Source organism: Polyangiaceae bacterium, assembly GCA_020633205.1.
GTDB lineage: Bacteria > Myxococcota_A > Polyangia > Polyangiales > Polyangiaceae > JAHBVY01.
In genome coordinates this window covers 1,439,553-1,465,173 of sequence record JACKEB010000010.1, presented here as the reverse complement: position 1 = coordinate 1,465,173, position 25,621 = coordinate 1,439,553, and the positions used below count along the sequence as shown (strand labels likewise).

Sequence of the window (25,621 nt, the reverse complement as noted above, 5' to 3'; positions counted from 1 at the left end):
GCTTCAGACGGCGATCTTCGCGTGCTCCTCCGCGGACAGCTGAAGCAGGCCGCGGCGCTCCAGCTCGACCCGCAGATCGGCGAGCACGTTGTTGTAGATCACGAACGCGTCGTAGGGCGTCTTGTAGGGGTTGAAGTACTTGTGCACGTCGCCGTCGCTGAAGAACTTCGTGCACATGTAGTAGAAATGGTCGCTCGTCAGCAGGCGGCGCCAGGTGCCGATCAGCTGGATGTCACCGCTCTTCTTCACCGCCTGCTCTAGCGCGTAGATGGCCTCCACCGAGGCGTCCTGCAGTGGATTGCCAAGCCAAGCCGTCACGTCGCGCTCGGCGTCAGCCCACGAGGTGACGAACGGCACATCGAGCTTCGCGACCGGCGGGTGGAGCCGCGCCACTTCCGCGGGGGTATGAAAACGGAAGTCGGGGTGTTGCAATACGGCCTCGGGCAGGTGACGCAGGCAATCGAAGATGCCGGTCTCGGCCCACTGGTGCTCACCGAAGGTCTCGTAGTCCATGAACAGGTTGATGGTCTCGCCGCCGCCCGCGACCTGATGCAGCCACGAAGCGAACTTGGGCGCGGTGAGGGGCCAACCTTCCCAGTTGCGATCCGAGAAGCGGAACGCCAGGTCATCGGAGAGGCGATAGTTCTTCAGCAGGAGCTTCGTCTTGCGACATGGAGCGGGCTGATAGACGAAGTTTGGACTGCGCCACTGCAAGGAGCGCTCAGTGCCTTCCGCGATGACGGCGTCGAAACCCAGGCGTTCGACTTCGTGAGCGAGCTCGTTGTTGTAAATCAGCTCGGTGTTGCGGAACGTCGTCGCCCGCACTCCGAACTCTTGCTGCAGCGTGCGCTGGTGGAGCGCGACTTGTTCGGCGAACTCCGGGCGCGAGAACAAGAAGGCCAGGGAGTGGTAGTACGTCTCGCCGATGAGTTCGACACAGCCGGTGTCTACCAGCTCACGGAAGCTATCCAGTACCTCGGGGCAATACATGCGAAACTGCTCGATCGCCGTGCCGGTGATCGAGTAACTCGCACGGAAACGCCCATCCGTCTTGCGGATCATGTCGAGGATCAGGCGGTTCGTGGGCAGGTAGCACTTGTCCGCCACCTTCCGCATGATCTGTGCGTTGGCGCGGTCGTCTTCGTAGTCGTGGTCGCGACCAATGTTGAAGTAGCGATAGTCGGGCCGCAGGCGAAACGGCTGATGGACCTGAAAATAGAAGCACACCGAGATCATGACTGAGTTACCTCCCCATACACTTCGAGCACGCGCTCTGCGGCGCGTGACCAATCCACGGATTCCAAGTCGCGCCGGTGTTGCTCCACCAGCTGCTGCGCTTTGTCTTGCTCTGTGAGTAGCTCGACGATTGCGTCGACCAGGCAGTCGATATCCCAGAAGTCGACTTGCACGGCGTTGGGTAGCGTTTCCGCGACGCCGGTTTGCTTGCTCAAGATCACCGGCACGTCGTGCTTGATGGCCTCAAACGGCGTGATGCCAAAGGGTTCGGAGACCGACGGGAAGACGTACAGGTCGCTCTGCGCGAACATGCGGTCCACTTCCTCACCCTTCAAGAAGCCCGTGAAGTGGAAGTGGTTCGTGATGCGGAGCGCCGCCGCGCGTTCGATCATGCGCGGCAACATGTCGCCGTTGCCTGCCATCACGAAGCGCACGTTGCGCACGCGCTCGAGGACCTTTGCGGCGGCTTCGACGAAGTAGTCCGGGCCCTTTTGCATCGTCACGCGACCGAGAAACAGCACGACCTTCTCTTTGAGCGGGCGCTCGATGTCGCTGCGCTCGACGCGCTTGTCCTTGGTCACGGCGTTGTGCACCACGCGCACCTTCTTCGGGTCGGCGCCATAGCGATCGATCAGCGTGCGCCGGGTGCGCTCGCTCACCGCAATGACTCGATCCGCGCGCTGCACGCCCAGGCGCTCGATGTCGTAGATCCCTTGATTGACGTGCTCACCGCTGCGGTCGAACTCCGTCGCGTGCACGTGAACCACGAGCGGCTTTCCGCTCGCGTCCGCTGCGGCAATCCCGGCGGGGAACGTCATCCAGTCGTGAGCGTGGACCACGTCGTGGGGTTCGAGCTTGCCCAGACGGCCGCCGATGATCGCGTAGCGGTGGACCTCACCGAAGAGATCGCTTGAGTAGTCCCCACCCATCTCGAGCAATCCGCGCGGCTCATCATCCATTGGCGGTTGATTCACCACGGTGAAGCGCTCTTCCCAGGCGGCGCGGTAAGTCTCCGGCGTTTCGTAGGGTCGCAAGGGTGACGGGACCTCGATGGTGCGGAAGACGCTATGCGTCTCCGTGATTGGTTCCTTGGGGATCGGCACCTGATTGGCGCCGATCAGTTCCAAGTGTTGGCCTTCACTTGGGTCGTCGATTCGCGGCAAGACGAACGCGATATCGACGCCCAGTTGGCTCATTCCTAAGGTCAGACCGTGGCAGGCCGTGCCCAAGCCTCCACTGATCGCTGGCGGGAACTCCCAGCCAAACATCAGGATCTTCATTGTCGGCTTTCAACCAGCCTCAGCTGTCGCTCCTTGTTGATTGCGATGGGATTGCGATTGATTTTGGGGGTGAGGGTGAAGGCTGCGTGAAAGCCAGACGTGCGCTCGGATGAGCTCACCAACGCTCCAGGCTTGGGCAATGCAGCCATTCGGCGAGTGCGGCGCTGAGCCGTCGAAGATCTCCGCGATGCTTCCGACGCCGTACTCGCTTAGATGCTTGTCGATCAGCGGAGCGAAAGTCTGACTCAGCTCCGCGGCCACGACGGAAGGCTCTGCTGCGCTCTTCAAGGCTGCTGCGACGAAGTGCCCGACGAGCCACGGCCACACGGTGCCCTGATGGTAGGCGCCGTCTCGTTCTTCTTGAGGGCCAGCGTAGTGTGGGCAGTAGGCGGCGCTCTCAGGCGCCAACGTGCGGAGCCCGAACGGCGTGACGAGGTGTTCGCGCACCTGGGCGACGAGCGAGCGAGCTTGTTCGTCACTCACCAGGGCGGGACCCTCGAGCGACACCGCGAGCAGCTGGTTCGGGCGAAGCGATACGTCTTGGGTGCTGCCTTGATCATGCAGCTCGACTACATCCGCGAGGTAACCGAGCTCCGGTAGCCAGAACGTGGGCGCGAAGGTCGCCTGCGCGCGATCGCGCAATGCCACTAGCTCAGCCAGGCGCGGGTTCGGCTCGTCGCTGAGGCGCACCACCAAGTCGAGGAGGTGGATCCACAGCGCGTTGATCTCGACCGCGAGACCTCGACGGGGCGTGACGGGCACACCGTGAACCTTCGCGTCCATCCAAGTCAGCTGCGCTTCAGACCACACCAGGCCAGAGTCTTGAAGCCAGAGGCCTGGAGTGGACTTGCGCAGGACGGCGTCGACGATCTGTTCCAGCGCGGGCAGGAAGGCGCGCGCCTCCGCGCTGTGCCCCAGGCGCTGCGGCTCTCCCAAGCGCAGCAACTCACCGACCGCCCAGCCAAACCACAGAGACGCATCGACGGAGTTGTAGGCGTGTTCTCCGCGCGGATTCAGAAAGTTGGGGATCAAGCCGGAGCGGGCCTGACTGGCAAAGGTGCGGAGCACCTGGGTGCCTTCGCTCAGGCGTCCTGTCTCGAAGCACAAGCCAGGCACCGCGATCATGGCGTCGCGACCCCAGCACTCGAACCAGGGGTAACCGGCTTGAATCGCCAAGCCTGAGGGAGTGTTGACGACGAAGTCCTCACTGCGCGCTGATAGCTCGGCGAAACCAGCGGGCAGGCGCGAGTAGTGGGCGTCGCGAGCTTCGCGTCGCGCGAGCTCCTGCTGCCACGCCTCGCTTGGGGTGCGCTCGCTTGGCTGGGTGCCGACGCGCAACGTGAAGCTCTCACCCGGCTTCAGGCTGATCTCGAACAGCCCAGGGCAGAACAAGTCCTCGCGGAAATCATAGCCGCGCTCTTGCTCCCGGGGATACTCGAAGCGGTAGTGCCAGTGGGGCCCGGGGAAGAACTCGAGCGCTTCGCCGTCAGCGTGCTCGAAGTACAGGTCCACCATGCCCTCGTAGGGGCTGATCTTGTGGCGGGGACCTTCCGCGAACACACGCGCTCGAAACGCGAAGTTCTCTTGGGTGAGCCGATGCAGCCCGCGGAAAGCCAACAGGGGAGTCAGCTCGAGCTCGCAGGGCGCTGCGTCCACGCTGAGCGAGAAGCGCAGCAGGACCGCGTCTTCCCCCCGAGGCATCATCACCGCGCGCTCGAACGTGCCTTGCTTCAGGGCGTAGCGCCAGCGCGGGAAGGGTGAAGCCGAGAAGCTCGTGACGCTCTCGAAGCCCCGGGGGTGGACCACGCCGGGGAATAGATTGGTGCCAAGCTCGATGCGTTGCCCTGCGGAGATAAGCGTGGGGTCCAGCTTGGAGAGCAAGAGGTGTGGCTCAGGCGTCCGACTCACCAGCAGCCCGTGGTACTTGCGGGTGTTCGCGCCGGCGACGCTGGAGGAGGCGAAGCCGCCGAGGCCGTTGGTCTCGAGCCACTCCAGCGCGAGCAGCGCCTCGCGACAGGCGCCAGAGGCGGAGAGGGAGGTGGTGAGGACTTCGGAGGTATCCATGGCTGACATGACCGAGCGCATGCAGTGACGTGGGTTGGTGTTGTCGCGCCCCTTGCGGGATCCGTGCCCGAGGAGGTGCGAGACTTTTGGCGCCGCAGGGTGGAGCCTGCGCCGACCATCGAGATTCGGACACGGTGCATGTTTCGGCGAGGTTGCTTTCAAGCACCAATCCTGCACATTGCGTCGCTCGTGATCGGGGCGTGATCCGAGAGCGCGCAACCCTCGCGACGGGGTCTGAGCGCAGCGCAGCTTTTACCGTGCAGCCAACACGCGTGCGCTATGCAGTCCAGCTACACAACGGCTGATTTCGAGGCGCGGCTTCCCCGGCTTAGCCTGCGCGGATGGGGCTCTGGCGCGGCCGCGAGTAGCGCCGACGCGAGCCCGCGAGCAGCGCTCTCATATTCCGCGGGGAAAGCCATGGTCCAGGAGCGGCGCAGGGGCTTGCCCCGTAGCCGCAGTATGCAAAGGCCGTCATCCAGGTAGGGCTCCACAATCCAGCCGGACAGCGCCGCGACCCCCAGACCGGCTCGGGTCGCGTCGATCACGGCCTCGGTCAGCGGGAAGCGCAGGTATTTGAGTCTGGGTTGGCGCGCTCCGAACACTTGGCGCATGAACCAGCTGGCCTCGGCCTGGGGCGTCTGAGTCGAGGAAATCAGCGTGTGGCCCAGTAAGTCTTTGCTGGTGAGGGTCTTTTGCTTCGCCAGGGGGTGGTTGTCAGCGACCAGGAACACGATTTCATCGTGAAACAGCGGCAACTCGCGGAGGGGAGCGGGGGCGTTCGAAGACGCGAGCAGGGCGATGTCGACTTTGCGCGTTTTGAGCGCTGCGAGGGGGTCCTCGGTGTGCTCCACCGCGAGCTGCACATCCAGGTTCGAGAGCGACTCCGGCAGGCGCGCCAGGGTGCTCGGGAGCCACCGGTAAGCGGTGTAGCACTGGCACACGAGCTTCAGGCGTTGGGGAGCAATCGGCGGCGCCGTGATCTGGCGCTCGAGCTCCACCCATTGCTCCAGCAGGCGACCGGCTCCTCCGATCAGTCGCTCACCTGCGTGGGTTGGCAGGAGGCCCCGACGCTTGCGTTCGAATAGCTGAACGCCGATACGCTCTTCCGCGAGGATAAGCGCTCGGCTGACCGCCGACTGCGTGATGTGCAGACGCTCCGCCGCCGCGACCGTGCTGCCTGTAGACGCGAGAGCGAGCACCAACTCCAGATCGCGGACCTCCAGGCGAGGTTTGGTGTTCACGACCTTGGTTCGCTCTGCGGTCGGCCGCTCTACGTTGTTTGGCGTGGGGTGAGAGTCAGCTATGCGCTTCACGCATACAAACTAGCAAAAGTATGCGTTGGACGCACGCGACCGGGATCCCCAGATTGGTCTCCCAAAGGAGGACTGAGACATGAAGCTGTATTTCTCACCGCTCGCTTGTTCCATGGCGACTCGCATCGCGCTCTACGAGGCGGGTGTCGAAGCCGAGTTCGTTGAGGTCGATGCGCGCGCCAAGCGCACGTTGAAGGAAGATGGGGACTACCTGCAGGTGAATCCTCTGGGGTTGGTGCCTGTGCTGGAAGAGGACGACGGGCGTCTCCTCAAAGAGAACATGGCGGTGCTGCAACGCGTGGCGCGTCTGGATAGTGGCAAACACCTTGCTCCCACTGGGGACGACGCTCAAGCCGAGCTCCAGCAGTGGCTGTCATTCGTCAGCACGGAGCTCCACAAGGGCGTGTTCTCGCTGCTCTTCGACCGCAAAGCAGCGCCCGAGGTGAAGGCGTATGCGCTCGGCAAAGCCGAGTCTCGCCTCGACTACCTTGCTGGTTACCTGGAAGGGCGTGAGTTTCTGTTGAGCGACTTCAGTGTGGCTGATGCCTACCTGGTGACGGTGCTCAATTGGTTTGCTGCAACTCCCGTCGACCTGGGGCGCTGGCCAGCGCTCAAGGCTTACTTCTCGAGGCTGCGTCAGCGCCCGTCCGTTTCGAAGGCGATGGGCGAAGAGCGTGTGCTGTACGGCGATTATCTGCGGAAATATGACGAGCTGACCCCGCAGATGGCGCAGGTGCTAGGGGTCGCCTAGGGCGCGACTTTCCCCCTATACTCACGTACGTGGTTCGGGGAGGTTGGCGACGCTGTGACGCGCGGACGCTCGGCGTGGGAATGCGCCTGGTGTTCGCGCTCGCCGCGCTGTTCGTCCTTTGCATTGGATGCAGCGAGCCAAGTACCGGGGGGGCAGCGGAATCCCGCGTGGAATTGAGCGGGTGGAGCTATCGCTCGGGTGATTCGCCTCGCGCCGCCACTGGCAAGTTCAGCTGGCTTGCTGAGGGAGATGCAGCGGATTGGCGCCCTATCGCGAGTGACGCTCGCTTGTATTGGAACTCGAAAGAAAGCAAGCGCGTCTGGATGAAGGCGCGCATCCCAGCAACGGCGGTTCGGGATCCAGCGCTGATGCTGGATCCACTGCTGACCCAGTACGAGTGCTACATCGACGGCAAACTCGTCGATCGCCATGGAGACCTGGAAGAGCCTCGCGCGATCTGGCATGGCCTGACTTGGCGCCTCGTGCCGCTGCCTGAGGACCAACGGGAGCACGAGCTGATGCTTCGGGTGCGCTCCACGCACTGGTTGATCGGTGTCCAGGGTGGGGCGTTCGTGGGTTCGGTGGCTGCACATCGACAAGCCATCCTGCACGCCGACATCGGGCGCTTCATTGCCGCGGGGATCGCGCTGTTGGTTGGCATTGCGGGGCTGGTCCTCGCTGCGTTTTCCGTGGGTGCGCGGCGCCTGCAGTTCTTGGCGGGCGCCTATGCCATCGGCGCGGCGTCGTACACCCTCTACTACACCAAGCTCCGCACGCTGCTCTTCGACCATCCGCTGTTCTGGGAAGACGTCTATCGCATCGGCACGCATGTGTGCGTGATCTCCATGGTCGCATTCGTGTGTGAGCTGTTCGGTCCCGGATGGCGCGGCTTGCTGCGCAAGCTCTGGCGGCTGCACGCGGTGGTGTTCGTTGCGTTCACTGCCTTCGTCTACTTGCTTGGCTATCGCTCGGCGGTCGCGCTGCAGTGGGTCACCTTTCAAGGCGTGATGGAGGTCGTGCTACGCCTCTTCATCGGCGTGGAGGTGATCGCGTTGCTCGTGCTGGTGGTGAAGCGGGCGCGTGAACGCGATACAGACGCGCGCATCTTCTGTGCGGGGATCCTGGCGCCGACGTTCTTCACCATGCACGATGTGTTGGCGTCCTTCGGCATCGTGCATTTCGCTTGGGACTCCTTCACGTTCGTCGGGACGTTGACCGTTATCGCGGCGGTCATCACCATCGTGCAGCGACGGCGCGAGGCGATGCTGATGGAGCTCAGCGCAACGGTCGCCGCAAACTCCCGTGAGCGCTCCGAGTTGCTCCGAGATCTCCACGACGGCATCGGCGGTATCACGACCAATATCCGTTTCCTTGCGGAGTCAGCTGCCATCAGCGAATCTCAGGAGCAGCGGCGACGCGCGATTTCTGACATCGCCGAGCTCTCCAAGGAGGGCCTCGCGGAGATGCGCAGCCTGCTGAACAGCCTGGACGAGCGCGACCTCAGCTGGCCTCAGCTCGTCAAGCAACTGCGCCATATCGGCAATCAGCTGCTCCAGCCCCATGGCATCGATCTCACCCTGGAAAGCGACGTGCACCCGGCATCGCCGGCGTTGACCAGCAGAGTCTGCGCAAACGTTCTTCGAACCTATCAGGAGGCCATCAACAACGTCTTCAAACACGCCAACGCGAAGCGCGTGAACGTCTCCGTGACTGTTCGCTCCACGGCATTCGAACTCAGCGTCGCTGACGACGGAGTCGGGGTTGGGGGAGAGGATGCGCCGTCAGGCGTCGGGGGCTTTGGGATCCGCAATATGCAGGGCCGCGCGCGAGACCTGGGTGGGGCGCTTTCGTTGACTCGTGGCAACCCGAACGGCACGACCGTACGCCTGGAGTTTCCCCTCGCGCCCCCCGATGCAGGTCTACCGAGACCAGCGGTCGCAGAGTAGGCTCTTTTTCTATGCGCGTGTTCATCGTCGAGGATGATCGCCGCCTCCTCGAGAGCGTAGCGGTGCTGTTGGATGGCGAGCCAACGATGCAAGTCAGCGGTCGCGTGAGCACCACCGCCGAGGCGCTGGCGGCGCTACCGGAGTCGAATAGCGACATCTTGCTGACCGATCTGGGATTGCCCGACGGCTCCGGCGTCGACTTGATCCGTGCGGCAAAGCGCGAGCTGCCGCGCCTCGAGATCATGGCGTTCACCGTGTTCGAGGATCGCGACACGGTGTTTGCTGCGCTGAAAGCGGGGGCCTCTGGCTACCTGCTCAAGGGGTCCAGCCCCCGGGAGCTTCTGGAAGCCCTCGGCAGTTTGGCGCAAGGTGGAGCGCCGATGAGTCCTCGTATCGCACGCGCTGTGGTGCTCGAGTTCCGTGAGGAGGTTGCGGCAGATCCCGAGTGCTCCCTCACCCCCCGAGAACGCGACGTATTATCGGGTATCGACGAGGGATATTCCTACAAGGAAATAGCCCAGCAGCTTGGATTGAGCCCAAATACCGTGCACGGCTACGTGAAGAGCATGTACGAGAAGCTGCACGCACGGGGGCGTCGAGAGGCGCTGATCGAAGCCAGGCGTCGCGGCCTCGTCTGACCCGACCCCCCGATCATGGGGGATGAAGTCGGGTACGGATTGTCGATACCGTGAGGCATGCAAAAGCGCACAAGGACTCGGGCCCGCACCTTCGCTCTCTCCCTGGCTGCAGTCGCTAGTCTGCTGCTTGGCGGGTGTGACGAGGATCAGACGAGGACCGAAGGCCAGAAGAACTGTACCGGCAAGTGTCCCGGTGCACAGGTTTGCGACACAAACGTTGGAACTTGCTTCTGCGAGGTGGGAGTCAACGGCGCTACGTGCTCGCGGGACACCGACTGCAGCGCCGGCGAGACTTGTGGGAATCCGAGCTGCCAATGTGTTCCGTCCGGAACCGGCGGCACCAGCGGAAAGGGAGGCGCTGGTGGCGAAGGCGCGGGGGGCACTGGTGCCACGAGCGGGAGCGGTGGCACCGGCGCAACGAGCGCTGGCTTCCCGCCGCACACCACGAACTGCGCTACCGACGCCAAGGGGTGCCTGACTGCAGACACCAACGGGTGTGAGATCGTGCTCGACGAACCAGCTACCGCCTCGACGACCACGCTCCAGATCGAGGGTGGCATCACGGTTGGAGGTACCACTAGCGACGTGACCGCTTATGGGTTTGGCGAAGACCTCCAGTACGAAAACGATGGCTATCGCGCGAGCCTGAACTACTCGGTCATGGCGAGCGACGGGGGCCGAATCCGCGCGGTACTAAGGGATCCAAACTACATGACGCTGGCCGAGAAGAACTGGGCCGGCGCTGATGGCGTGTATCCGTTCAAGATGACGGTGTCCTTCGACAAGACCCAGGAAAACACGGCGCTCCAGGTAGACGGCGAGGGCTCACCAGCTACCGCCATCTTCAGTGATCGCATGGGGCCGCCTGTGGGGACTCAAACCGTGGTCACGGTCAAAGAGGGGTATATCTGCGGAATCGTTAGCACTCAATTCTGACGGAGTTACGCGCACCTAGCGGCGCATACGGAGTTGCGCAACGCCGGGCGCGGTGCACAGATTTCTACACGCGGGGACCCGGCGCGAGTGCCGTTACTCTAGATCGCATGTGGAAAGCCTGGCTGGTGATGGCGCTGGTGAGTGGCTTGTCTGGCTGCAGCTACATGATCGGTGTCAGCGCGCTGCCTACTGTGGATGACAACGGTGAGGCTGGCTTCGAGGCGCGGGTGACGGCGGGCGCTGGGATCACCAACGCGTGGTCCAAGCAGATGGAGTATCCGCGGCGCACCGGTGTCCTGATGATCCCCGCATCCGTCGGTTTGCGTCCAGGCGATCACCTGTGCATGCCCTTCAGTGGTGGGCTCGGCGTCGCCAACCTCGGTGACAATCCGGGGGAGCTAGGCTTCAAGACGAACGTGCTGGGCGGCGGCTACGCATGCTCCGAACAGACCAACCTGCTCGGTGGCGCCGCGCAGCTCGCGCCGCTCTACACCCTGACGCGCAGCGACTCGTCGTACATGCATCAGTACCTGACCGTGGGCGCGTTGATGGAAGCCGCGCTGCTCGAAGAGACCGAAGGCGATCAAGAGACGATCGGGCGCTTTGCCTTCGGACCGACGCTGGAGTTCTACGGCCTGGCTTACTGGGACATTGGCATGTAGAGCCTCAGTGGGGGCGCACCAGGACGACGGCCACGTCGTCCTGTAGTTCTCCTGAAGGCAACCGCGCAGTGTCCAGCACGCCGCGAATCGCCCGATCGATATCCTCAGGGAAAGATTCGATGGCCGCGGCGATCGCCTGGGACGCCGCGTAGTGGAACAAGCCATCGCTAGCGACGATGAGCGGCCCACCCAGATGGGCGAGCCCAAAGCCCGCTGGGTGAGCGCGGCCGCTGCCGATCCGCGCGCGATACGCGTGGCGCGTTGGACCCGCCAGGTGCAACAGGTCGCCGTGGTCTAAAATGGCCGCCGAAGAGTCCCCTGCGCTGGCTCCGAAGCACGCACCGCTTGGGTTGATCGCAACGACTACCAAGGTGGTCTCTCCCCCCAACCTGCGTCCGTCGAGCTCCTGATCCAAGCTGCGCATGAACGCCACCCAGCCGCGCAGTTGAAATGGATCGAAGTGTGGTTCCGCGAGCGCTCGCTCGAGGCTCGTGATCGCGTGTTCCGCTGCTGCCGCTCTCCCCGGCGTGCCTCCAGCGCCGTCTGCCACGGCGACCACCAGTCCATCGCCCACTCGCTTGGCGAACACACGATCCTCCGAGCGCTCCGTAGAGCGGAACGAATCGCGCTGGATGGCATATTCGAAGGTCACGCAGGAGCAACGTGCGCGCCGGACGCGAATTCCCGGTGATCCAGTCCGTGCTCAATTCCGTGCGGTCTTGACCCAGTGAACATTGAGAACGTGACGAAATGGCGGGGTGAGCTATGCTCCGCCCGCCCCGGCGAAGGGTGATGAGACAATGACAGGGAATACACCTGCGCTCGAGCGAGCAGCGTTTCGCGATGCGGTCGCCGCGCAGGACTTCGCGCGGGCCGCAGCAGCGTTCGGCGCGCTGAGCGGGACGACGTTTTGGCGATCCATGACACCTGGTGGGCTGCGCGTGGATATGGAGTGGCGCCCGACGGTGGGCGAGTGGTTTGCCGAGACCCATGCGGGGCACACGTGGCGCGGCGCACGCAAGGTGCGGCTCGCGGGTGCAGACGCGTGGCTTGCATTCGATCGCGCATCTGTCGCGACGAATGCGGCGAGCGTCGAGTTGCTCAATTGGCTGGCGGAACAGCAGGAGGTGTCGAACCGCTGCGGCTCTCGACCTGGCCTCGAGCGCGCCAGCTTGCTGGAGGAGATTGACCGCTGCCTCGAGCATCTGGCGGCGTTCGAAGCTCCAGATGAGCGCGAGGATTTCGACCTGGACGGTGCTTCCTCGGTGCTGGAGGACCTCTTCAAGCTGATCCACAGCGAGGACATCTGCGAGCTGATTGCCAGCGGAGTTAGCTTCAACGTGTTGAGGCTCGAGCAGGCGAAGTGGCTTCTCGGCGTTGCGGTGTGGAGCGGCAACACGAACGGATCCGAGCAACGGATAACGCTTGAGCGCTGGCTGAGTGAGGCTAGCGACGCGCTCCACATCGAGCTGGCCCTTAGCAATGGGTTCTACCCGTTTGGTTCCCGTAGGGAAATGGTTCGGAAGTTGGGCCGGGTAGGCGCACACTTCCCCGAGTTCAAAGCGCGCTGTTCCGAGCTGATCTCGAATAGGTCGTGGTTCGAGTGAAGGGGCTGCATCGCAGCATTCGCGCCGAGACGGCACGTGAGATCCCGCTCGCGCGCTTGGTCGGTCGCGTGCTCAGCCTCAGCGGCGGAACCAGCAAGCTTCAGGTCCGGGTTGCTTGGGGGGAGGGACCCGGTGTGGAGCGCTGGGATCGTCAGCTTGAAGGCATCGAGGCGATCGACGTGTCCGTGGAGGAATTCACCCAGGTGGTGCAACAAGACGGATTCATCGACCTGGATGCGACTTGTCGCGGCTTCTTGTCGACGATTCACTTTGGCGTGTCGGGTGCGGAGACGATGTTTGCGGAAGGCGCATACGAGTTGCGGGATGGACTGCTCCAGGAGTTTCCGCGCGGCTTCAGGTTCGAGGGGCCAGACCTGCAAGCTCATCTCGTGGCCAAGGACCCAAGCGACGCCCAGCTGGTGCTGCGCCGACGATTTCGCGCCGCGGTGGTCCGTCAGGATTTCTACATCGCCGAGGCGCTGTTCTTGAAGATCCGTCGGGGATTGTTCGGCCATACATGGCGCGTTGGCAGTAGCAACTACGCGAAGCGCCGACTCAAGATGGATTGGCGGCCCGACTTCGACGACCTGTGGACGACCTTTCTGGGGGACTACGGAGTGAAAGGACCGCGCGCCATCATGGATCGCGGCGAGCGAGTCGTGTTGCTATTCAACCGCTGGGCCGTGGTCTCGCCCGAAGCTACCGAGGAGCAGCTGCCGTTCTTGCGTGAGATCGACGTGATACCTCAGGGATACGAATCGTGAGTTTGCTGAACCCAGCCATCGAAGCCGAGCTCGAGCGATTGCTGGTTACCAGCGGGCTCGACGATCACGCATGGCTGAGCGCACTCGAGGAGTACGACCAGCCTCCGCTCTTCATTCGTTACTCGCCCTCTCGAAGGAGTCTCACGTCGCGAACGCGCTTCGTAGTCTCCCGATTCGGGTTGCTGGAGAGGTCGTCTCGGGCATCTTCGCGTTCGGTGATCGCGACGCCGCTGCGGGAGATGTTCGGTGCGCTCGCTCAAGGCGGCCCCGCGTGCTCGGCTGAACACCTGACTCGAGCTCCCGAGCGCTGGTTCCTCGAGGAGGCGCCTGAAGTCTTGAAGCTCGAAGGCAATGGTCCGGGTTACGATGAGTGGCTGAGAGGCCAGTTGGAGCGTTGGCGATGAGCCCAACGCAGCACAGTTTCGACTTGCCCGCTGAACTCGTTCTGAGCGTGCCGTGGACGTGGCAGAGCCTCGCGTGGGGACTCCAAAAGGGACTGATCGGTCGCGTCGTGGCGATTCAGGCTGCGACTCGACTGCTGGCACAGGGCGAGCCGGCTTCCGCCGAGGTTGTCGAGCTCGCGGGGTGTGCGATAGACGATCCGCTGGTGGAGCAGCTAGTGACCCGTCTCGCTAGAGATCAGGCCGAGGCAGGCGCCGTCGACGAACCTTGGCTCTACCTGGTGCTGCGCTGGGTCTACGACAATCAAACCCGCTTCGCCGATCCGCTCCAAGTCGTGGACGAAGTGTACGCAGACTTTGACTACCCCGCTGCGATCTCGAGCTTCGTTCGGTATATGCCGTCGGACTCGCCCGATCTCGGCGGAGAGGGCAACACGCGGCACCTATACGCACGCTGGCTTCGATTCCTCGAGGAAGAAGAACGGAGATTGACGGGAGTGCTAGAGCCGTGAAGGTAACCATCCTTTCCGTCAGCCAGACGACCCAGCCCACGATCGTGGAGTTCAGCTGTTGCTGCGGACGTGCTTCGGCTGAGTGGCACGGACCTGCGCCGGCGGCTGGCGACGAGAGCTACGTCGAGCTGGATGCCGAGACGGTCGTCCCGCTACGCGCAGACGCGAAGCGAGCGGCCGTTGAAGCGCCTCGACTGCTCGAAGTCAACGGACGGTATCTGGTGAGAGCTGAGCTGATCAATGTCAGTCCCGAGAATGAGATCGTTGATCTCAAGCTGGGGGACGGCTCGCTGACCCTCGAGTATGACAAGACCGCGGGGCAGCCGTTGCGCGGCTGGTACGAGCTGGAGCTGCGCGATTTGCGGCTCTTCGACATGGGGCTCTAGCTTCAGTGGTCTCAGGATGTGCAAATGGAATACGATGTGCCTACCGTGTGGGTCTTCAACGGGGTCCGAGCGCAGTTCCCGGCGGCGATCTTCAGCACCGAAGAGAAGGCCAGAGAGTGGATCGAGCGCACGGGAGTACGCGGCACGCTGACTCAGTACCCGCTTGACGAGAGCGCGTACGACTGGGCGATCCGGAACGAGATGTTTCGGGTGAAGGGCCCCCAACATCAAACGGGTCACTTCATACAGGGCTTCAGCTCGGGTGCGATGCCCCACTATCACTTCGTCGATGACGAGGTGGAGTGAACGATGGTCGGGCCAGTCAGGCGTGAGAAGTGGTCTTCGAGGTTGAGTGAGTCATCCCACCGTTCCTGTCTATCCCTACGCGGACGACGTCACTTGGTATGCCTTCGACGTCGATGGAGCCATTGGAGCGTTCACTTCGAATGGATATGGTCCCATTCCGGTGCCGTGGTTGCGACTTTCCGAAGCACAGAAGGACGCCGTGCACGAAATCGTCTCTCGTTTGCCCTTGCGATTCCGCGAGGATGAGCTGGTCATCCCATCGGCGCAAAACTCGGGGCGCGACTGGGAAGACTTTGCCAGGCAAGGCGTGTTCGCCTTTGATTGGACCTTCGGCCACTCCGCCACGGTCCAACCCGTCGAGCTGTACGAGCTCGCTGCTTCGCCGCCGCCATGGGCGAAATTGGAATCACCGCCTGAACGCTGCCGATGGCGTGAGCTGCTGACCTTGAAGGGCGTCCGGTTTTCAGCAGAAGGGCGCCACGTGGATGTCGAAGCGGCGGTCGACTGTCTTCTTCCAGGTCGTGGCTCGCCGTCTTCGCCAACCTGACAAACCACGCGCCACCTCCCGGGCGCTCCCTCCCCCAAAAACAAGCCGAAAACCGCCGCACACTGGCTTGGCACGCCGCTCGCAGTTGCGAGCAAGCAGGCACCGCCAGGAGGCACACGGCGTAACGAAGGCCACTCGAGGGGCATGTGAGTGCTAGGCTGTGTCTCCAGCTAGATCCTGCGCTCCGCCTTCACAGACCTGCCGTCAGATTACCCCAGGGATACACAGCATGAACGCGGACAAGTGGCTGAAGAAGTACTTTACGGGCGTGGTGCTCGGCTTGCTCAGCGTCGCGGCGTACTTGCAAGCGGCTGGGGGCTCGGCGCTGATTGGCAGCTGGCTGTTTGGGGTCGATGCCCAGGCGCTGAGCGCGCTACCTCCGAACGCGGCCAAGGCGAATGAAGGTGCCGATGCCAAGTTGGCAAGTGCGGACCCCATCTTGGCGCGGAATGCCTTCGACTCGGTGACGGGGCCGTTGCTTGGTGGGGGAGAGGAAGAGCCGGAGGTCGTGGATAGTGCGGCGGGGCCGGTCAGTCCCCTCGAGGCGCCTGCTTGCAGTGGGCTGACGGTGTCCATCGTCTCGGAGTCGCCGGATCCGTTGTGGTCCCTCGCGGCGATCCGCGAGGCAAGCGATCCGGTGCCGGCGATGCGCCGTGTCGGCGAGCGCGTGGGCGATCTGACGATTGCGTACATCGGCCAGAACCCACTCAAGAAGACTCCCGCGGTGTGGCTCGATTCCGGCAGCACGCTCTGCCAGGTCACGTTGTTTGGTCAGCCCGATGCGCCAGCTGCAGCGCCGCGGGAGAGTGCGGCTCCGAAGTTGGGGCGGCCCAGTAAGGGGACGCTGCCGAAAGACATCGCTGACGAGATCCGCAAGATTTCCGAGACAGAGTTCGAAGTCGACCGCAGCGTGGTCGATAAGGTGATCGCCGAACAGAGTGTGCTAATGGGCTCCGTGCGCATCGCCCCGATGGGCGGTGGCAAGGGCGCCGGCATCCAGATGACCGGTATCCGTCCGGATACGCTGCTCGGCACTCTGGGGATGAAGAGCGGCGATCAACTGGAGAGCATCAACGGCTTCGACCTGAGCAGCCCAGAGGTTGCGCTGCAGGCTTACGCTCGCCTGCGCACCGCGGACAGCCTCAAGCTGCAGCTGAAGCGCGGTGGCTCTCCGGTGACCATCGACATCCGAATCAAGTAGTTGCCAAGCCTGTGGCCCCGTGAGAGCTTGCTCCGTGGAGCATGAGCGAAGCGACCGGGGCTGATTCGGCAGACGCGCGGCAAGCTGAGCAGCCTGTGAAGAAAGGGCCCGGCGAGTCGGTCAGCGACGTCCCGGAGGCGGTCATCCAAGCCGAGCTGGAGGAGCTCCTGTTCGCCAACGGCGTGCGCATGGTGCTGGCCAGCATGGGCGCCTGTTTGGTGTTGGGCGGTGCTGTGTTCGCGGCCTTCCGCCATGTCGAAGCGCTGCTCTGGGTCGGTATCGTGTGGCTCGTCGGGGTGAGTCGCATTCCGATCATTACCGCAAGGAACCGCTGGAAGCTGAGCGCTCAGCACGGTGAGGCTCCGCCGTTTCGGCAGTACTTCCTCTGGCAGGCGGCGGCGTTTGGCCTGGCTTGGGGCTCCTCCGCGGGGCTCTTGCAGTTCGATGACCCGCGCGTGATCTACGTTGCGGTGCTGCTGGTTGGCGCGACCGTGAACGGCGCCATCCTCGCGCTCGGGCCTTACCCCAGGGCGCTGTTTGCGTTCGTGGCGACGCTCACGCTCCCCTGGTTCGGGCGCATCCTGTGGGAAGGGCCCACAGCGCTGCGTCTCCAAGCGTTGACGGCGCTGCTCTACATCCTGGCGCTGGTCGGCTTCATCCGGCGCTACCACGCGATGTTGCGCCAGAGCGTCGCCATTCGTTTTCAGAACCAACAGTTGCTCGAGCGAGTGAAGGTTGAGAAGCGCATCGCGGAAGAGGCCGGCGCTGCCAAGACGCAGTTCATCGCTGCGGCGAGCCACGACTTGCGACAGCCGCTCCACGCCATTCGCTTGTTTTTAGGGGCGCTCAAGTCCGGGCCGGACGAGGCTCAACGAGCGCGCATCGTCGGTCAGCTCGAGGAGGCTACGAACTCTCTGGCCGGCCTGCTCGACTCGTTGCTCGATTTGTCCCGGGCTGACGCGGGGGTGATCCGCGCGCGACCTGCGTCCCTCGACTTGCAGCGCCTGCTCCACACCATGGATGTCGAGTGGCGCGCCGTCGCTGAGCAGAAGGGTTTGCGTTTCCGCGTGAAAGAACGCGCGCTGTGGGTGAGGAGCGATCCGGAGCTGCTCACGACCATCTTGCGCAACCTGATCTCGAACGCGATCCGCTACACCCAGCACGGCGGCATCCTCGTCGGTTGCCGCGTGGATGGGCAGTACGTGCGGGTCGGAGTTTGGGACACCGGGGCAGGGATCCCGGAGTCCGAACGCGAGGCGATCTTTCGTGAGTTCCATCAGCTCGGTAACCCGGAGCGCAACCCCGAGCGCGGGTTGGGCCTTGGGCTCGCCATCGTGCAGCGCTTCGCCGGGCTCCTGCACCACGAGCTCGAAGTGCAATCGGTGCCCGGCAAGGGCTCTTACTTCGGGCTGAAGGTGCCGCGCGCTCGCGCTGAGCGCACGCACGAGACGGCGACCGCCAGGGCGCGGGTGGAGCTGAACGGACTGCGGGTGCTGGTGGTCGACGACGATGTCCACGCGCGGCAGGCCATGGACGCGCTGTTGTCCAGCCACGGTGCCCAGGTGTACGTCGCCGCGGACGCCGAGCAGGCGCTGAAGCTGGCTGAGCAGCCTCTGGACTGGGTGGTCTGCGACTTGCGACTCCCTGGGGAAATGGATGGCATCGATCTGGTGGAGAAGCTGCGCAGCGTGCGCGACCCCGACGGGGAGTCGACGGAGTACCTCGAAGCGCTGATCGTCACCGGGGATACCGCGCCGACGGTGCTCCTCGACGCATACCGTCGTGGTTTGCCCATCATCCACAAGCCAATTCAGGTCGATCGCCTGCTCTCCCGACTTGCCCAAACCGCCAGGAACGCCGCGGACCCGGGCCAAAAGGAGGATGAGGCTGCTCAAGACGCCGGTTCTGGTATAGACCCGGCGCATGGCTGAGTCGGCGCCAGTCTTGAGGGTTTACGTCGCGGACGATCACGCGGTGGTGCGCCAAGGCCTGCTAGCGCTCCTCGGTCATCAGACGGACTTCGCGGTGGTTGGCGCGACGGATACCGCTTCGGAGCTATTGCAGCAATGCACCCCCGGCGCCTGGGACCTGCTGGTGCTCGACTTGGCTCTCTCGGGCGCGAATGACCTGCAGCTGCTCTCGGCTCTGCGTGAGAAGAATCCGCGGGGAAAAGTGCTGATCTACACGGCGCAACCCGAAGGCCCCGGCGCGATCCGTCTGCTGCTGGCTGGCGCTGACGGGTACGTGACCAAGAGTCGCTCCTTGGATGAGCTCTTGATGGCGATGCGCACCATCGCCAAAGAGGGCAAGTACATGTCGGGCGCCCTGGCGCAGCTGTTGCTCGAGGCGGGGCCCGATGGCTCCCTGGATCCGCTGCAAGAGCTCTCCGAGCGTGAGCTGATGGTGCTGCGTCGCTTTGCCGCGGGGGAGCGCACCACGGAGATCGCCACCTCGCTCAACATCGCGCCCTCCACGGTGAGCTCTCACCTGAAGAGCCTGAAGCGTAAGCTCAACGTCGCTTCCAACGCCGAGCTGGTGCGCTTCGCGGTGAAGCAAGGCCTGATCAGCGACGAAGGCGACTGAGCCGGCTCGGCAGCGTCACGGCGCTGTTGCTTGCACCGCTATTTCGAAAATATTAGAAATAGCCTCGTGGACGATCTCGAGCGACACGCGATGCAGCTCAGCGCCTTGGGCCACCCAGTGCGCCTGAAAATCCTGCGCTACGTGGTGCAAGCTGGCGTCGAAGGCGCCGCCGCCGGCGACATCCAAGGCTACGTCGACTTGCCCGCCTCCACCTTGAGCCATCACCTCAAGCGCCTGTCGGAAGCATCGCTGCTGCTTGCTCGCAGCGAAGGCACCTTTCTCTACTACACGGCGGACTACGACGTACTCCGCGGCCTCACCGACTACTTGTGGGAGGACTGCTGCCGTCGCGGCGGCAAGAGCAAGTGCTGCTGATGCGGCGCTAGCCGTTGCTTGATCGGGGGGTGAGGGAGCGCCACGCGGCCCTCGCAGGATTTGTCAGGTCTTCTATTTCGAGATTCTTGGAAATAACATGCTCAGCAGACTCTCCTTCCTCGATCGCTACCTCACGCTGTGGATCTTCCTCGCGATGGGGCTCGGTATCGCGCTCGGCTTTTGGGTGCCGGGTTTCACCGCGGCAATGAATGGCTTGAGCATCGGCTCGACGTCGATCCCCATCGCTGTCGGCCTGATCTTGATGATGTATCCGCCCCTCGCGAAGGTGCGCTACGAGGAGCTTGGCCGCGTCTTCAAGAACAAGCGCGTGCTCGGGCTGTCGTTGATTCAAAACTGGGTCCTCGGGCCGCTCTTGATGTTCGCTCTGGCGATCGTCTTCTTGCGGGACAAGCCCGAGTACATGCTCGGGCTGATCTTGATCGGCCTCGCCCGCTGCATCGCGATGGTGATCGTGTGGAACGACCTTGCGAAGGGCGACCGCGAGTACTGCGCTGGGCTCGTCGCGTTCAACTCGATCTTCCAGGTGCTGTTCTTCTCGATCTACGCCTACTTCTTCGCCACGTTGCTGCCAGGTTGGCTCGGCCTGAAGAGCGCCGTCGTGAACATCACGATCGGCGAGATCGCGCAGAGCGTTGCCATCTACCTCGGCGTGCCGTTCGCTGCGGGCTTTGTGACGCGCAAGCTCTTGGTGCGCGCGAAGGGACGCGATTGGTACGAAGGACACTTCGTGCCACGGATTGGTCCGATCACGCTGGTCTCGTTGCTGTTCACGATCGTGGTGATGTTCTCGTTGAAGGGCGAAGCCATCGTGCAGCTACCCCTCGACGTGCTGCGCATCGCCGCGCCGCTGCTCATCTACTTCCTCGTGATGTTCGGGATCTCCCTCTTCATGAGTCGGCGGGTCGGCGCGACGTACGAAGAGGCAGCGACGCTCTCGTTCACCGCGGCCTCCAACAACTTCGAACTGGCCATCGCGGTCGCCATCGCGAGCTTTGGCATTCACAGTGGCGCGGCGTTTGCCGCGGTGATTGGTCCATTGGTGGAAGTGCCCGTCTTGATTGGGCTCGTGAACGTCGCTTTGTGGGCCAAGCGGCGTTTCTTCCCCGAGCGAGCTATGGTGGAATCAAGCATGAGCGAGGGGGGCTCGCTCGGACCCAAGGATGCGAGCGTATGACCTCACCCACGAACTCAAATCAGAGGATTCTGTTTCTCTGTGTTGCTAATTCCGCACGGAGCCAGATGGCAGAAGGGCTGGCCCGCCAGCTCTTGCGCGGTCGCTTCACCGTACAGAGCGCAGGCAGCGCGCCATCACGCCTGAACCCCTACGCCATCGAGGTGATGGGTGAGCTAGGGATCTCGATCAGCGACCAGTACTCGAAGTCGGTCGAGGACATCGACCCCGAAGGAGTGCACAGCGTGATCACGCTCTGCGCTGAAGAGGTTTGCCCGGTGTTCTTGACCCAGGCTCAGCGCTTGCACTGGCCTATCGAAGACCCAGCGACCGACCAAGCGTTACCTCGGGAGCAGATGCTCAGCCGTTTCCGCGCGGCTCGCGACAAGATCTGGCAGAAGCTCGAGGTGTGGAGCGCCGGGCTCAAAGACGCGACTCACGAGTGATGCGCCGGAGCTCCCGCAGTTGCTGATTGAAGTCTTCGGGCAGCTGGCTCTCGAACATCAGCTGCCTCCCCGTGACGGGGTGCTCGAAGCCAAGCTCCGCCGCGTGGAGCATCACCCGAGGTGCCGGCAGGAGCTGCTCGTCCCGTGGCGCGTACACGCGCTCTCCGAGTAGCGAGTGTCCCGCTTCGGCTAGGTGGATGCGGATCTGGTGCGTGCGCCCCGTCTCGAGCTGGCACTCCACCAGCGTGGCGACCCCGAAGCGCTCCACCACACGCACGTGGGTGATCGCCTCTCGCCCTAGGTCTTCGCGTTCAGTCGAGCCGCGCTTGCCGTCGCCGCGGTTCTGCACCAGGCGCGAGTGCAGGGTACCAGAAGGCGCATCGCCTTGAACCAGCGCGAGGTAGCGACGATGCACGCTGTGTACGCGCAGCTGTTGCTGCAGGTGCTTCTTCGCGCGAGTGCTGCGCGCAAACACGATGAGGCCGCTCGTCTCCTTGTCGAGGCGCTGCACCACTCCAAGCGGCGTCTTTGGGCCGCGCTGGGCAATAGCCTGCTTGGAGCGCAGGATGGTGTCCCTCACCAGCTCATTGAGCGCGCTCGGCTCGTTCTTGTTCGGCTTCGCGTCGTCGCCTTCGTACGGCACGCTGGCGATGCCGGCGGGTTTTTCGACCACCACCAGGTCGTTGTCGAGGAACACCAGCGCCGATTCGGGCAACTTCGCCTTGCTTGGGCGCGGCGCGTTGAGCTTGAGCTCCACCGTTTGCCCCGGCCGTACCGGGTGGCCTGGGTCCAGCTCGACGTGGTCATCCACGCGCACCTTTGCGGTCTTGATCAGCTCACGGACACTCGACCAGCTTGCCTCGGGGAAATGGGCTCGGACCGCCTGGTCGAGGCGTAACTCGCGCGGCGGCGGCGCTTCACCCGGCCGCACATACGGCCGCCGCTTGCCCTTGGCCCCGGGAGTCTGGCGGCGACGCGGAGGCGCACCTGCTTCGCCGCTCACCGCTGCGGGCAACGCGACTTCGAAACGCACGTCATGGAACGCCGACGACACAGCGGCCCATTACAACATTCCGCGCGCTTGGCAATAGGCGCGTGCGAGCTGGCGTTCGGGTCATTCCGTGTGTCAAGCGCGAAGCGTGCCAGTCTAGGATGGGTGCAAAGCTGCGGTGTTCTGCGCCAGAGCTTCACGCGGCGAAGTAAGCGCTTCACACCCACTCGCTTTGGCGGTAGCCGCAATACATGCCCACGTTCGACGCGGAGCAAGGCTGCCACATCGTTCGTATCGTCTATGACGGCCCCGGCTTCGCCGGGAAGACCACGAACTTGCAGCAAGTCTGCGCGCTGTTGCCTGCCACCAAGCGTAGCGAGCTCTACACGCCCGCCGAGCTCAAGGGGCGCACGATGTTCTTCGACTGGATGGAGGTCAAAGGGCCGCCCATCACGTCCGTCGAGGTGAAGTTCCACCTGATCACGGTGCCCGGGCAGATCGAGCGCAACTATCGCCGGCGCCCGCTGGTTGAGATGGCGGACGTGGTCGTCTTCGTGTGTGACTGCATGCCGGATTCTCTGCCAGACAGCATGCGCACCTTCGCCCGCCTGCGCGGCTCGATCAAACGCCGCGGCACGCCGGTGCCGGTGATCGTGCAAGCCAACAAGCAAGACACCCCAGGCGCCATGGAGCCTCACCAGGTGCGCAAGAAGCTGCGCCTCTCCGACGACGTGCCGATCATCGCTGCGGAAGCCAATAAGGGTGAGGGGGTGAGGGAAACCCTGGCGCGCGCCATGCGCATCGGCTTGCAAGCGCTGGCCGCCGAGCCAGGCATGGCCCCAGCGGAACTCACCAACGCAGACGCGCTGTTCGATCACGTGCTCACCTTCGAAGACACGCCCGACGAACAGCAGATGGACGTCGAGGAGCTATATATCCACGCGGAAGAAGTCGACGTCGAGGACGCATCGCTGCAGATGCACCTCGCCGCGCGCTCCCTGGACGACCTGGAAGCCAAGGCGCGGCGTGCAGCCAGCAAGGCGCCGAAGAGCGAACCAGCGCCAGCGCCCGCTGGTGAGCCGGCCGTGGTGCGCCGCAAGCGGCGCAAATCCCGCACCCGCGAGCGTTGAAACAGTTGGAAACGGAACCCGCGGTAGCAGGTACACCCACCTGCTGGGGCGCGAATGCAGTCTCCGTTTCCATATGAGATGTCTTCCAGCTTACACTGAGTGCCATGAGGAGCTACGGCTGGTGGGCGCTGGGTGTCGCGGGTGGTCTCTTGCTCGTCGCGTGCGGCTCGGACTCTGACGGAGCGGGCGGAGGAACGGCGGGCAGCGGCGCAAGCGGCGGCAGCAGCGCAAGCGGCGGCAGCAGCGCAAGCGGTGGCAGCAGCGCGAGCGGCGGCAGCAGCACTGGCGGGGCTAGCGGAGGGAGCGGCGCGAGCGGCGGATCCGCGGGGCAAACTTCCGGCAGCGTTGGCTGCGGCAAGCAGAGCCCAACCGGGGTGAATGAAGATGCAACGATTGAGGTCGGGGGTGAGACCCGCGACTTCGTACTCTCAGTCCCCGACGACTACGATGCGGACTCTCCCTACCCGGTGATCTTCGGCTTCCACGGCCTGAACGCCGATGGCAAAGCGGCGCACAACTACCTGCGCCTCGAGAAGGCGACAGGCAAGCCAGCGATCTTCGTCTACCCCAGCTCTCGCAGCTCGAGCGCTGGCTGGCAGATGAAGGAAGGGGAGGGCGACATCGAGTTCTTCGATGCGTTGGTCGACGAGCTCAAGTCGAACTACTGCGTCGACGAGTCGCGCATCTTCAGCACGGGCTTCAGCCACGGCGCGATGTTCACCAACAACTTGACCTGTGCGCGCATCGACAAGCTGCGTGCGATCGCGCCGATCGGTGGCTCAGGTCCTTGGTTCGGAGCAGCCTGCACCGGCGCCATCCCGGCGCTCCTGGTGCACGGGAAGAGCGACATGACGGTGGTGTTCCCTGACGGCGAGAAGAGCCGCGATCACTGGCTGAGCGAGAACGCTTGCGGCACCACGACGAAGCACTTCGATCCAAGCCCTTGCGTCGAGTACGAGGGCTGCAGCGATCCAGTGGTGTTTTGTGCCTTCGACGGCGGCCACACGGTGCCTGAGTTTGCAGGGCAAGCTGTACGGAACTTCTTCGACTCGATGTAAGGCGCTGCTTCAGGAGCTTTGAGCCATCACGGCCTTGTGGCCGCTTCCCGTAGCGCCTCGAGTACGGATCCTTCGGGAAACGACTCGAGGCGCCAGCGCCTGGGGAGCATCCCAGGCTCTTCGACCATCAGCTCGCCCACGAGCTCTTGAACGTCGTCGAACGGCACCAAGAAGTGCCGCTCGTCGTCTCGTGGCATGAAGGCGACGTAGTCTGCGAAGGGTAGCAGTGTGAGGACGTCCTCTGCCCACACCGCATAGGAGTAGTACGCGCCTGAGTCCTTCTTGTGCATCACATTGAAGCTTGCGACGAAGATGTCGTTGCCTTGCTCTTCGAAGTGATGGTCGAGGTTTTGCTTCTGCTCTTCGTACTCTGCGAGGTCGAACAGCGCGGCATTGCGTTCGAAGAGCGGATAGGCGGCGTGATCCGCACGCGGCAGGTACTCGAGGATTCTTCCCTGGCCATTGGCGCAATAGACCATCGGGGAGATGCTGCGGCTCGCGGCGCGGTATTCGGTGAGCGCCGTCTCGAACAGCCGAACCACGGCGTCTGGGTGCGCGTCTCCGGTGAGGATCAGGAGGTCGCGATGGGGAACGATGCAGAGCGGCTCCCCTTCGACCTTGTCCTTTTGTGCGGCGAGCCAACCCGGTGCTGCCAGGCGCGAGGATTCGTAGGAGTCACCCGTCGCTACCGCCCAAATCGGGTAGGCCGCAGATGCGTCCCAGGGCTCCAAGGGGACGTCAATTGAGCACTCGCCCAGGTGTTGCCGTGCGGCAGTAAAGGCCTCGTTCACCGTGATCGGCCAGTCTTCGAGTGCACCGTCCGTCAGGAGCGACAGCGAGTTGGGGCGGTCGATGGCAAGCACTTCGAGTACGTGTCCGGCGAACGGACGAGCCAGGAGCTTCGCGTCGACGAAGCCTACGAATGTTGCCGTGCGAAGCACAGGGACGAGATTGCCGTCGGCGGACTCCCAGTCGGAATCGCGGTGCTCCGTCATCGAAGAGACGAAGCTCTGGATCGTCGCTCGACGCTGTTCGGGATCCCAATCGAGGCTGTCCTTGCGCAGGTTGTGCAGATACAGCTGACTCGGATCGGCCGCTCCAACCAGCCAGACGTGGATGGTGAAGATCGCCTCCGGGTCTATCTCGGCTCGTTCGACCCGTTCATCGGCGAGGAGCACTCCCAGCACTTCCTCCGCGAAGGCGTGCTCCGGTGACTTTGCGGCTTCTGGGGGCGCTTGCGTCGTGCCCTCACCCCCAAAAAAGGCGCGTTTGGCGCGATCGAAGAAGCCCATCGAC

Annotated in this window: 27 protein-coding genes; 20 read left to right on the top strand and 7 right to left on the bottom strand. The window is 63.7% G+C overall.

Features of this window, described 5'->3' with window-relative positions:
* Window positions 1-3 precede the first annotated feature (3 nt).
* From H6718_06160 to H6718_06145, 4 genes are all read right to left on the bottom strand, one after another.
* The gene (locus H6718_06160; GenBank protein ID MCB9584961.1) at window positions 4-1,236 is read right to left on the bottom strand and encodes a polysaccharide deacetylase family protein; all 1,233 of its coding nucleotides are present in this window, start codon (window positions 1,234-1,236) and stop codon (window positions 4-6) included.
* Window positions 1,233-2,516 (bottom strand): glycosyltransferase family 4 protein, encoded by a 1,284-nt coding sequence (locus H6718_06155; GenBank protein MCB9584960.1) that lies wholly within the window; start codon window positions 2,514-2,516, stop codon window positions 1,233-1,235. The genes H6718_06160 and H6718_06155 overlap by 4 nt, the downstream gene beginning before the upstream one ends.
* Window positions 2,517-2,525: 9 nt before the next feature.
* The gene (locus H6718_06150; GenBank protein ID MCB9584959.1) at window positions 2,526-4,589 is read right to left on the bottom strand and encodes a glycogen debranching enzyme family protein; all 2,064 of its coding nucleotides are present in this window, start codon (window positions 4,587-4,589) and stop codon (window positions 2,526-2,528) included.
* A 281-nt stretch (window positions 4,590-4,870) separates the two neighbouring features.
* The gene (locus H6718_06145) at window positions 4,871-5,821 is read right to left on the bottom strand and encodes a LysR family transcriptional regulator (protein MCB9584958.1); all 951 of its coding nucleotides are present in this window, start codon (window positions 5,819-5,821) and stop codon (window positions 4,871-4,873) included.
* A gap of 151 nt (window positions 5,822-5,972) precedes the next feature.
* Here H6718_06145 and H6718_06140 point away from each other — a divergent pair, with 151 nt between their 5' ends.
* The 5 genes from H6718_06140 to H6718_06120 all read left to right on the top strand — a co-directional run bounded on the left by H6718_06140 (window position 5,973) and on the right by H6718_06120 (window position 10,826).
* Entirely contained in the window at window positions 5,973-6,644 is a 672-nt protein-coding gene (locus tag H6718_06140) for a glutathione S-transferase N-terminal domain-containing protein (GenBank protein ID MCB9584957.1), read from the top strand.
* A 167-nt stretch (window positions 6,645-6,811) separates the two neighbouring features.
* The gene (locus tag H6718_06135) at window positions 6,812-8,590 is read left to right on the top strand and encodes a hypothetical protein (GenBank protein ID MCB9584956.1); all 1,779 of its coding nucleotides are present in this window, start codon (window positions 6,812-6,814) and stop codon (window positions 8,588-8,590) included.
* A gap of 11 nt (window positions 8,591-8,601) precedes the next feature.
* Window positions 8,602-9,228, top strand: a complete 627-nt coding sequence (locus tag H6718_06130; GenBank protein ID MCB9584955.1) for a response regulator transcription factor — start codon at window positions 8,602-8,604, stop codon at window positions 9,226-9,228.
* A gap of 57 nt (window positions 9,229-9,285) precedes the next feature.
* The gene (locus H6718_06125; protein MCB9584954.1) at window positions 9,286-10,164 is read left to right on the top strand and encodes a hypothetical protein; all 879 of its coding nucleotides are present in this window, start codon (window positions 9,286-9,288) and stop codon (window positions 10,162-10,164) included.
* 107 nt (window positions 10,165-10,271) lie between these two features.
* Window positions 10,272-10,826 carry a hypothetical protein gene (locus H6718_06120; GenBank protein ID MCB9584953.1) on the top strand — a complete coding sequence of 185 codons (555 nt, stop codon included), beginning with the start codon at window positions 10,272-10,274 and terminating at the stop codon, window positions 10,824-10,826.
* 4 nt (window positions 10,827-10,830) lie between these two features.
* Here H6718_06120 and H6718_06115 read toward each other — a convergent pair whose 3' ends face one another.
* Window positions 10,831-11,478 carry a protein phosphatase 2C family protein gene (locus tag H6718_06115; GenBank protein ID MCB9584952.1) on the bottom strand — a complete coding sequence of 216 codons (648 nt, stop codon included), beginning with the start codon at window positions 11,476-11,478 and terminating at the stop codon, window positions 10,831-10,833.
* A 148-nt stretch (window positions 11,479-11,626) separates the two neighbouring features.
* On the opposite strand from H6718_06115, the gene H6718_06110 reads away from it, so the two are divergent.
* The 13 genes from H6718_06110 (at window position 11,627) to H6718_06050 (ending at window position 21,146) form a co-directional block, all read left to right on the top strand.
* The gene (locus H6718_06110; GenBank protein MCB9584951.1) at window positions 11,627-12,433 is read left to right on the top strand and encodes a hypothetical protein; all 807 of its coding nucleotides are present in this window, start codon (window positions 11,627-11,629) and stop codon (window positions 12,431-12,433) included.
* Window positions 12,421-13,197 (top strand): hypothetical protein, encoded by a 777-nt coding sequence (locus tag H6718_06105; protein MCB9584950.1) that lies wholly within the window; start codon window positions 12,421-12,423, stop codon window positions 13,195-13,197. Before H6718_06110 ends, H6718_06105 begins: the two co-directional genes overlap by 13 nt.
* On the top strand, window positions 13,194-13,601 hold the full coding sequence (locus tag H6718_06100; GenBank protein ID MCB9584949.1) for a hypothetical protein: 408 nt from the start codon (window positions 13,194-13,196) through the stop codon (window positions 13,599-13,601). The genes H6718_06105 and H6718_06100 overlap by 4 nt, the downstream gene beginning before the upstream one ends.
* Entirely contained in the window at window positions 13,598-14,110 is a 513-nt protein-coding gene (locus H6718_06095) for a DUF2247 family protein (GenBank protein MCB9584948.1), read from the top strand. Before H6718_06100 ends, H6718_06095 begins: the two co-directional genes overlap by 4 nt.
* A complete protein-coding gene (locus H6718_06090; protein MCB9584947.1) occupies window positions 14,107-14,496 on the top strand; it encodes a hypothetical protein in 390 nt (129 codons plus the stop codon). The genes H6718_06095 and H6718_06090 overlap by 4 nt, the downstream gene beginning before the upstream one ends.
* A 24-nt stretch (window positions 14,497-14,520) precedes the next feature.
* Window positions 14,521-14,802 (top strand): hypothetical protein, encoded by a 282-nt coding sequence (locus H6718_06085; GenBank protein ID MCB9584946.1) that lies wholly within the window; start codon window positions 14,521-14,523, stop codon window positions 14,800-14,802.
* A 199-nt stretch (window positions 14,803-15,001) separates the two neighbouring features.
* Window positions 15,002-15,349 (top strand): hypothetical protein, encoded by a 348-nt coding sequence (locus H6718_06080; protein ID MCB9584945.1) that lies wholly within the window; start codon window positions 15,002-15,004, stop codon window positions 15,347-15,349.
* A 229-nt stretch (window positions 15,350-15,578) separates the two neighbouring features.
* Entirely contained in the window at window positions 15,579-16,550 is a 972-nt protein-coding gene (locus H6718_06075; GenBank protein ID MCB9584944.1) for a general secretion pathway protein GspC, read from the top strand.
* Window positions 16,551-16,591: 41 nt separating this feature from the next.
* Complete coding sequence (locus H6718_06070; protein MCB9584943.1) at window positions 16,592-18,481, top strand: response regulator; 1,890 nt, start codon at window positions 16,592-16,594, stop codon at window positions 18,479-18,481.
* A complete protein-coding gene (locus H6718_06065) occupies window positions 18,474-19,133 on the top strand; it encodes a response regulator transcription factor (GenBank protein MCB9584942.1) in 660 nt (219 codons plus the stop codon). Before H6718_06070 ends, H6718_06065 begins: the two co-directional genes overlap by 8 nt.
* 90 nt (window positions 19,134-19,223) lie before the next feature.
* Window positions 19,224-19,508, top strand: a complete 285-nt coding sequence (locus tag H6718_06060; GenBank protein MCB9584941.1) for a helix-turn-helix transcriptional regulator — start codon at window positions 19,224-19,226, stop codon at window positions 19,506-19,508.
* Between the two features lie 97 nt (window positions 19,509-19,605).
* Window positions 19,606-20,703 (top strand): ACR3 family arsenite efflux transporter, encoded by a 1,098-nt coding sequence (gene arsB, locus H6718_06055; protein ID MCB9584940.1) that lies wholly within the window; start codon window positions 19,606-19,608, stop codon window positions 20,701-20,703.
* Window positions 20,700-21,146 (top strand): arsenate reductase ArsC, encoded by a 447-nt coding sequence (locus H6718_06050; GenBank protein ID MCB9584939.1) that lies wholly within the window; start codon window positions 20,700-20,702, stop codon window positions 21,144-21,146. Before arsB ends, H6718_06050 begins: the two co-directional genes overlap by 4 nt.
* On the opposite strand, the gene H6718_06045 is transcribed toward H6718_06050, so the two are convergent.
* Window positions 21,124-22,200: an RluA family pseudouridine synthase gene (locus tag H6718_06045; GenBank protein MCB9584938.1), complete on the bottom strand. Its 1,077-nt coding sequence runs from the start codon at window positions 22,198-22,200 to the stop codon at window positions 21,124-21,126. The two genes, H6718_06050 and H6718_06045, sit on opposite strands and share 23 nt — an antisense overlap.
* A gap of 188 nt (window positions 22,201-22,388) precedes the next feature.
* Here H6718_06045 and H6718_06040 point away from each other — a divergent pair, with 188 nt between their 5' ends.
* On the top strand, window positions 22,389-23,267 hold the full coding sequence (locus H6718_06040; protein ID MCB9584937.1) for a GTPase domain-containing protein: 879 nt from the start codon (window positions 22,389-22,391) through the stop codon (window positions 23,265-23,267).
* Between the two features lie 104 nt (window positions 23,268-23,371).
* The gene (locus H6718_06035; protein MCB9584936.1) at window positions 23,372-24,325 is read left to right on the top strand and encodes a Ricin and poly(3-hydroxybutyrate) depolymerase fusion; all 954 of its coding nucleotides are present in this window, start codon (window positions 23,372-23,374) and stop codon (window positions 24,323-24,325) included.
* Between the two features lie 26 nt (window positions 24,326-24,351).
* Here the strand turns inward: H6718_06035 and H6718_06030 are convergent, their stop codons facing one another.
* The gene (locus H6718_06030) at window positions 24,352-25,617 is read right to left on the bottom strand and encodes a DUF1444 family protein (GenBank protein ID MCB9584935.1); all 1,266 of its coding nucleotides are present in this window, start codon (window positions 25,615-25,617) and stop codon (window positions 24,352-24,354) included.
* Between the last annotated feature and the right edge of the window lie 4 nt (window positions 25,618-25,621).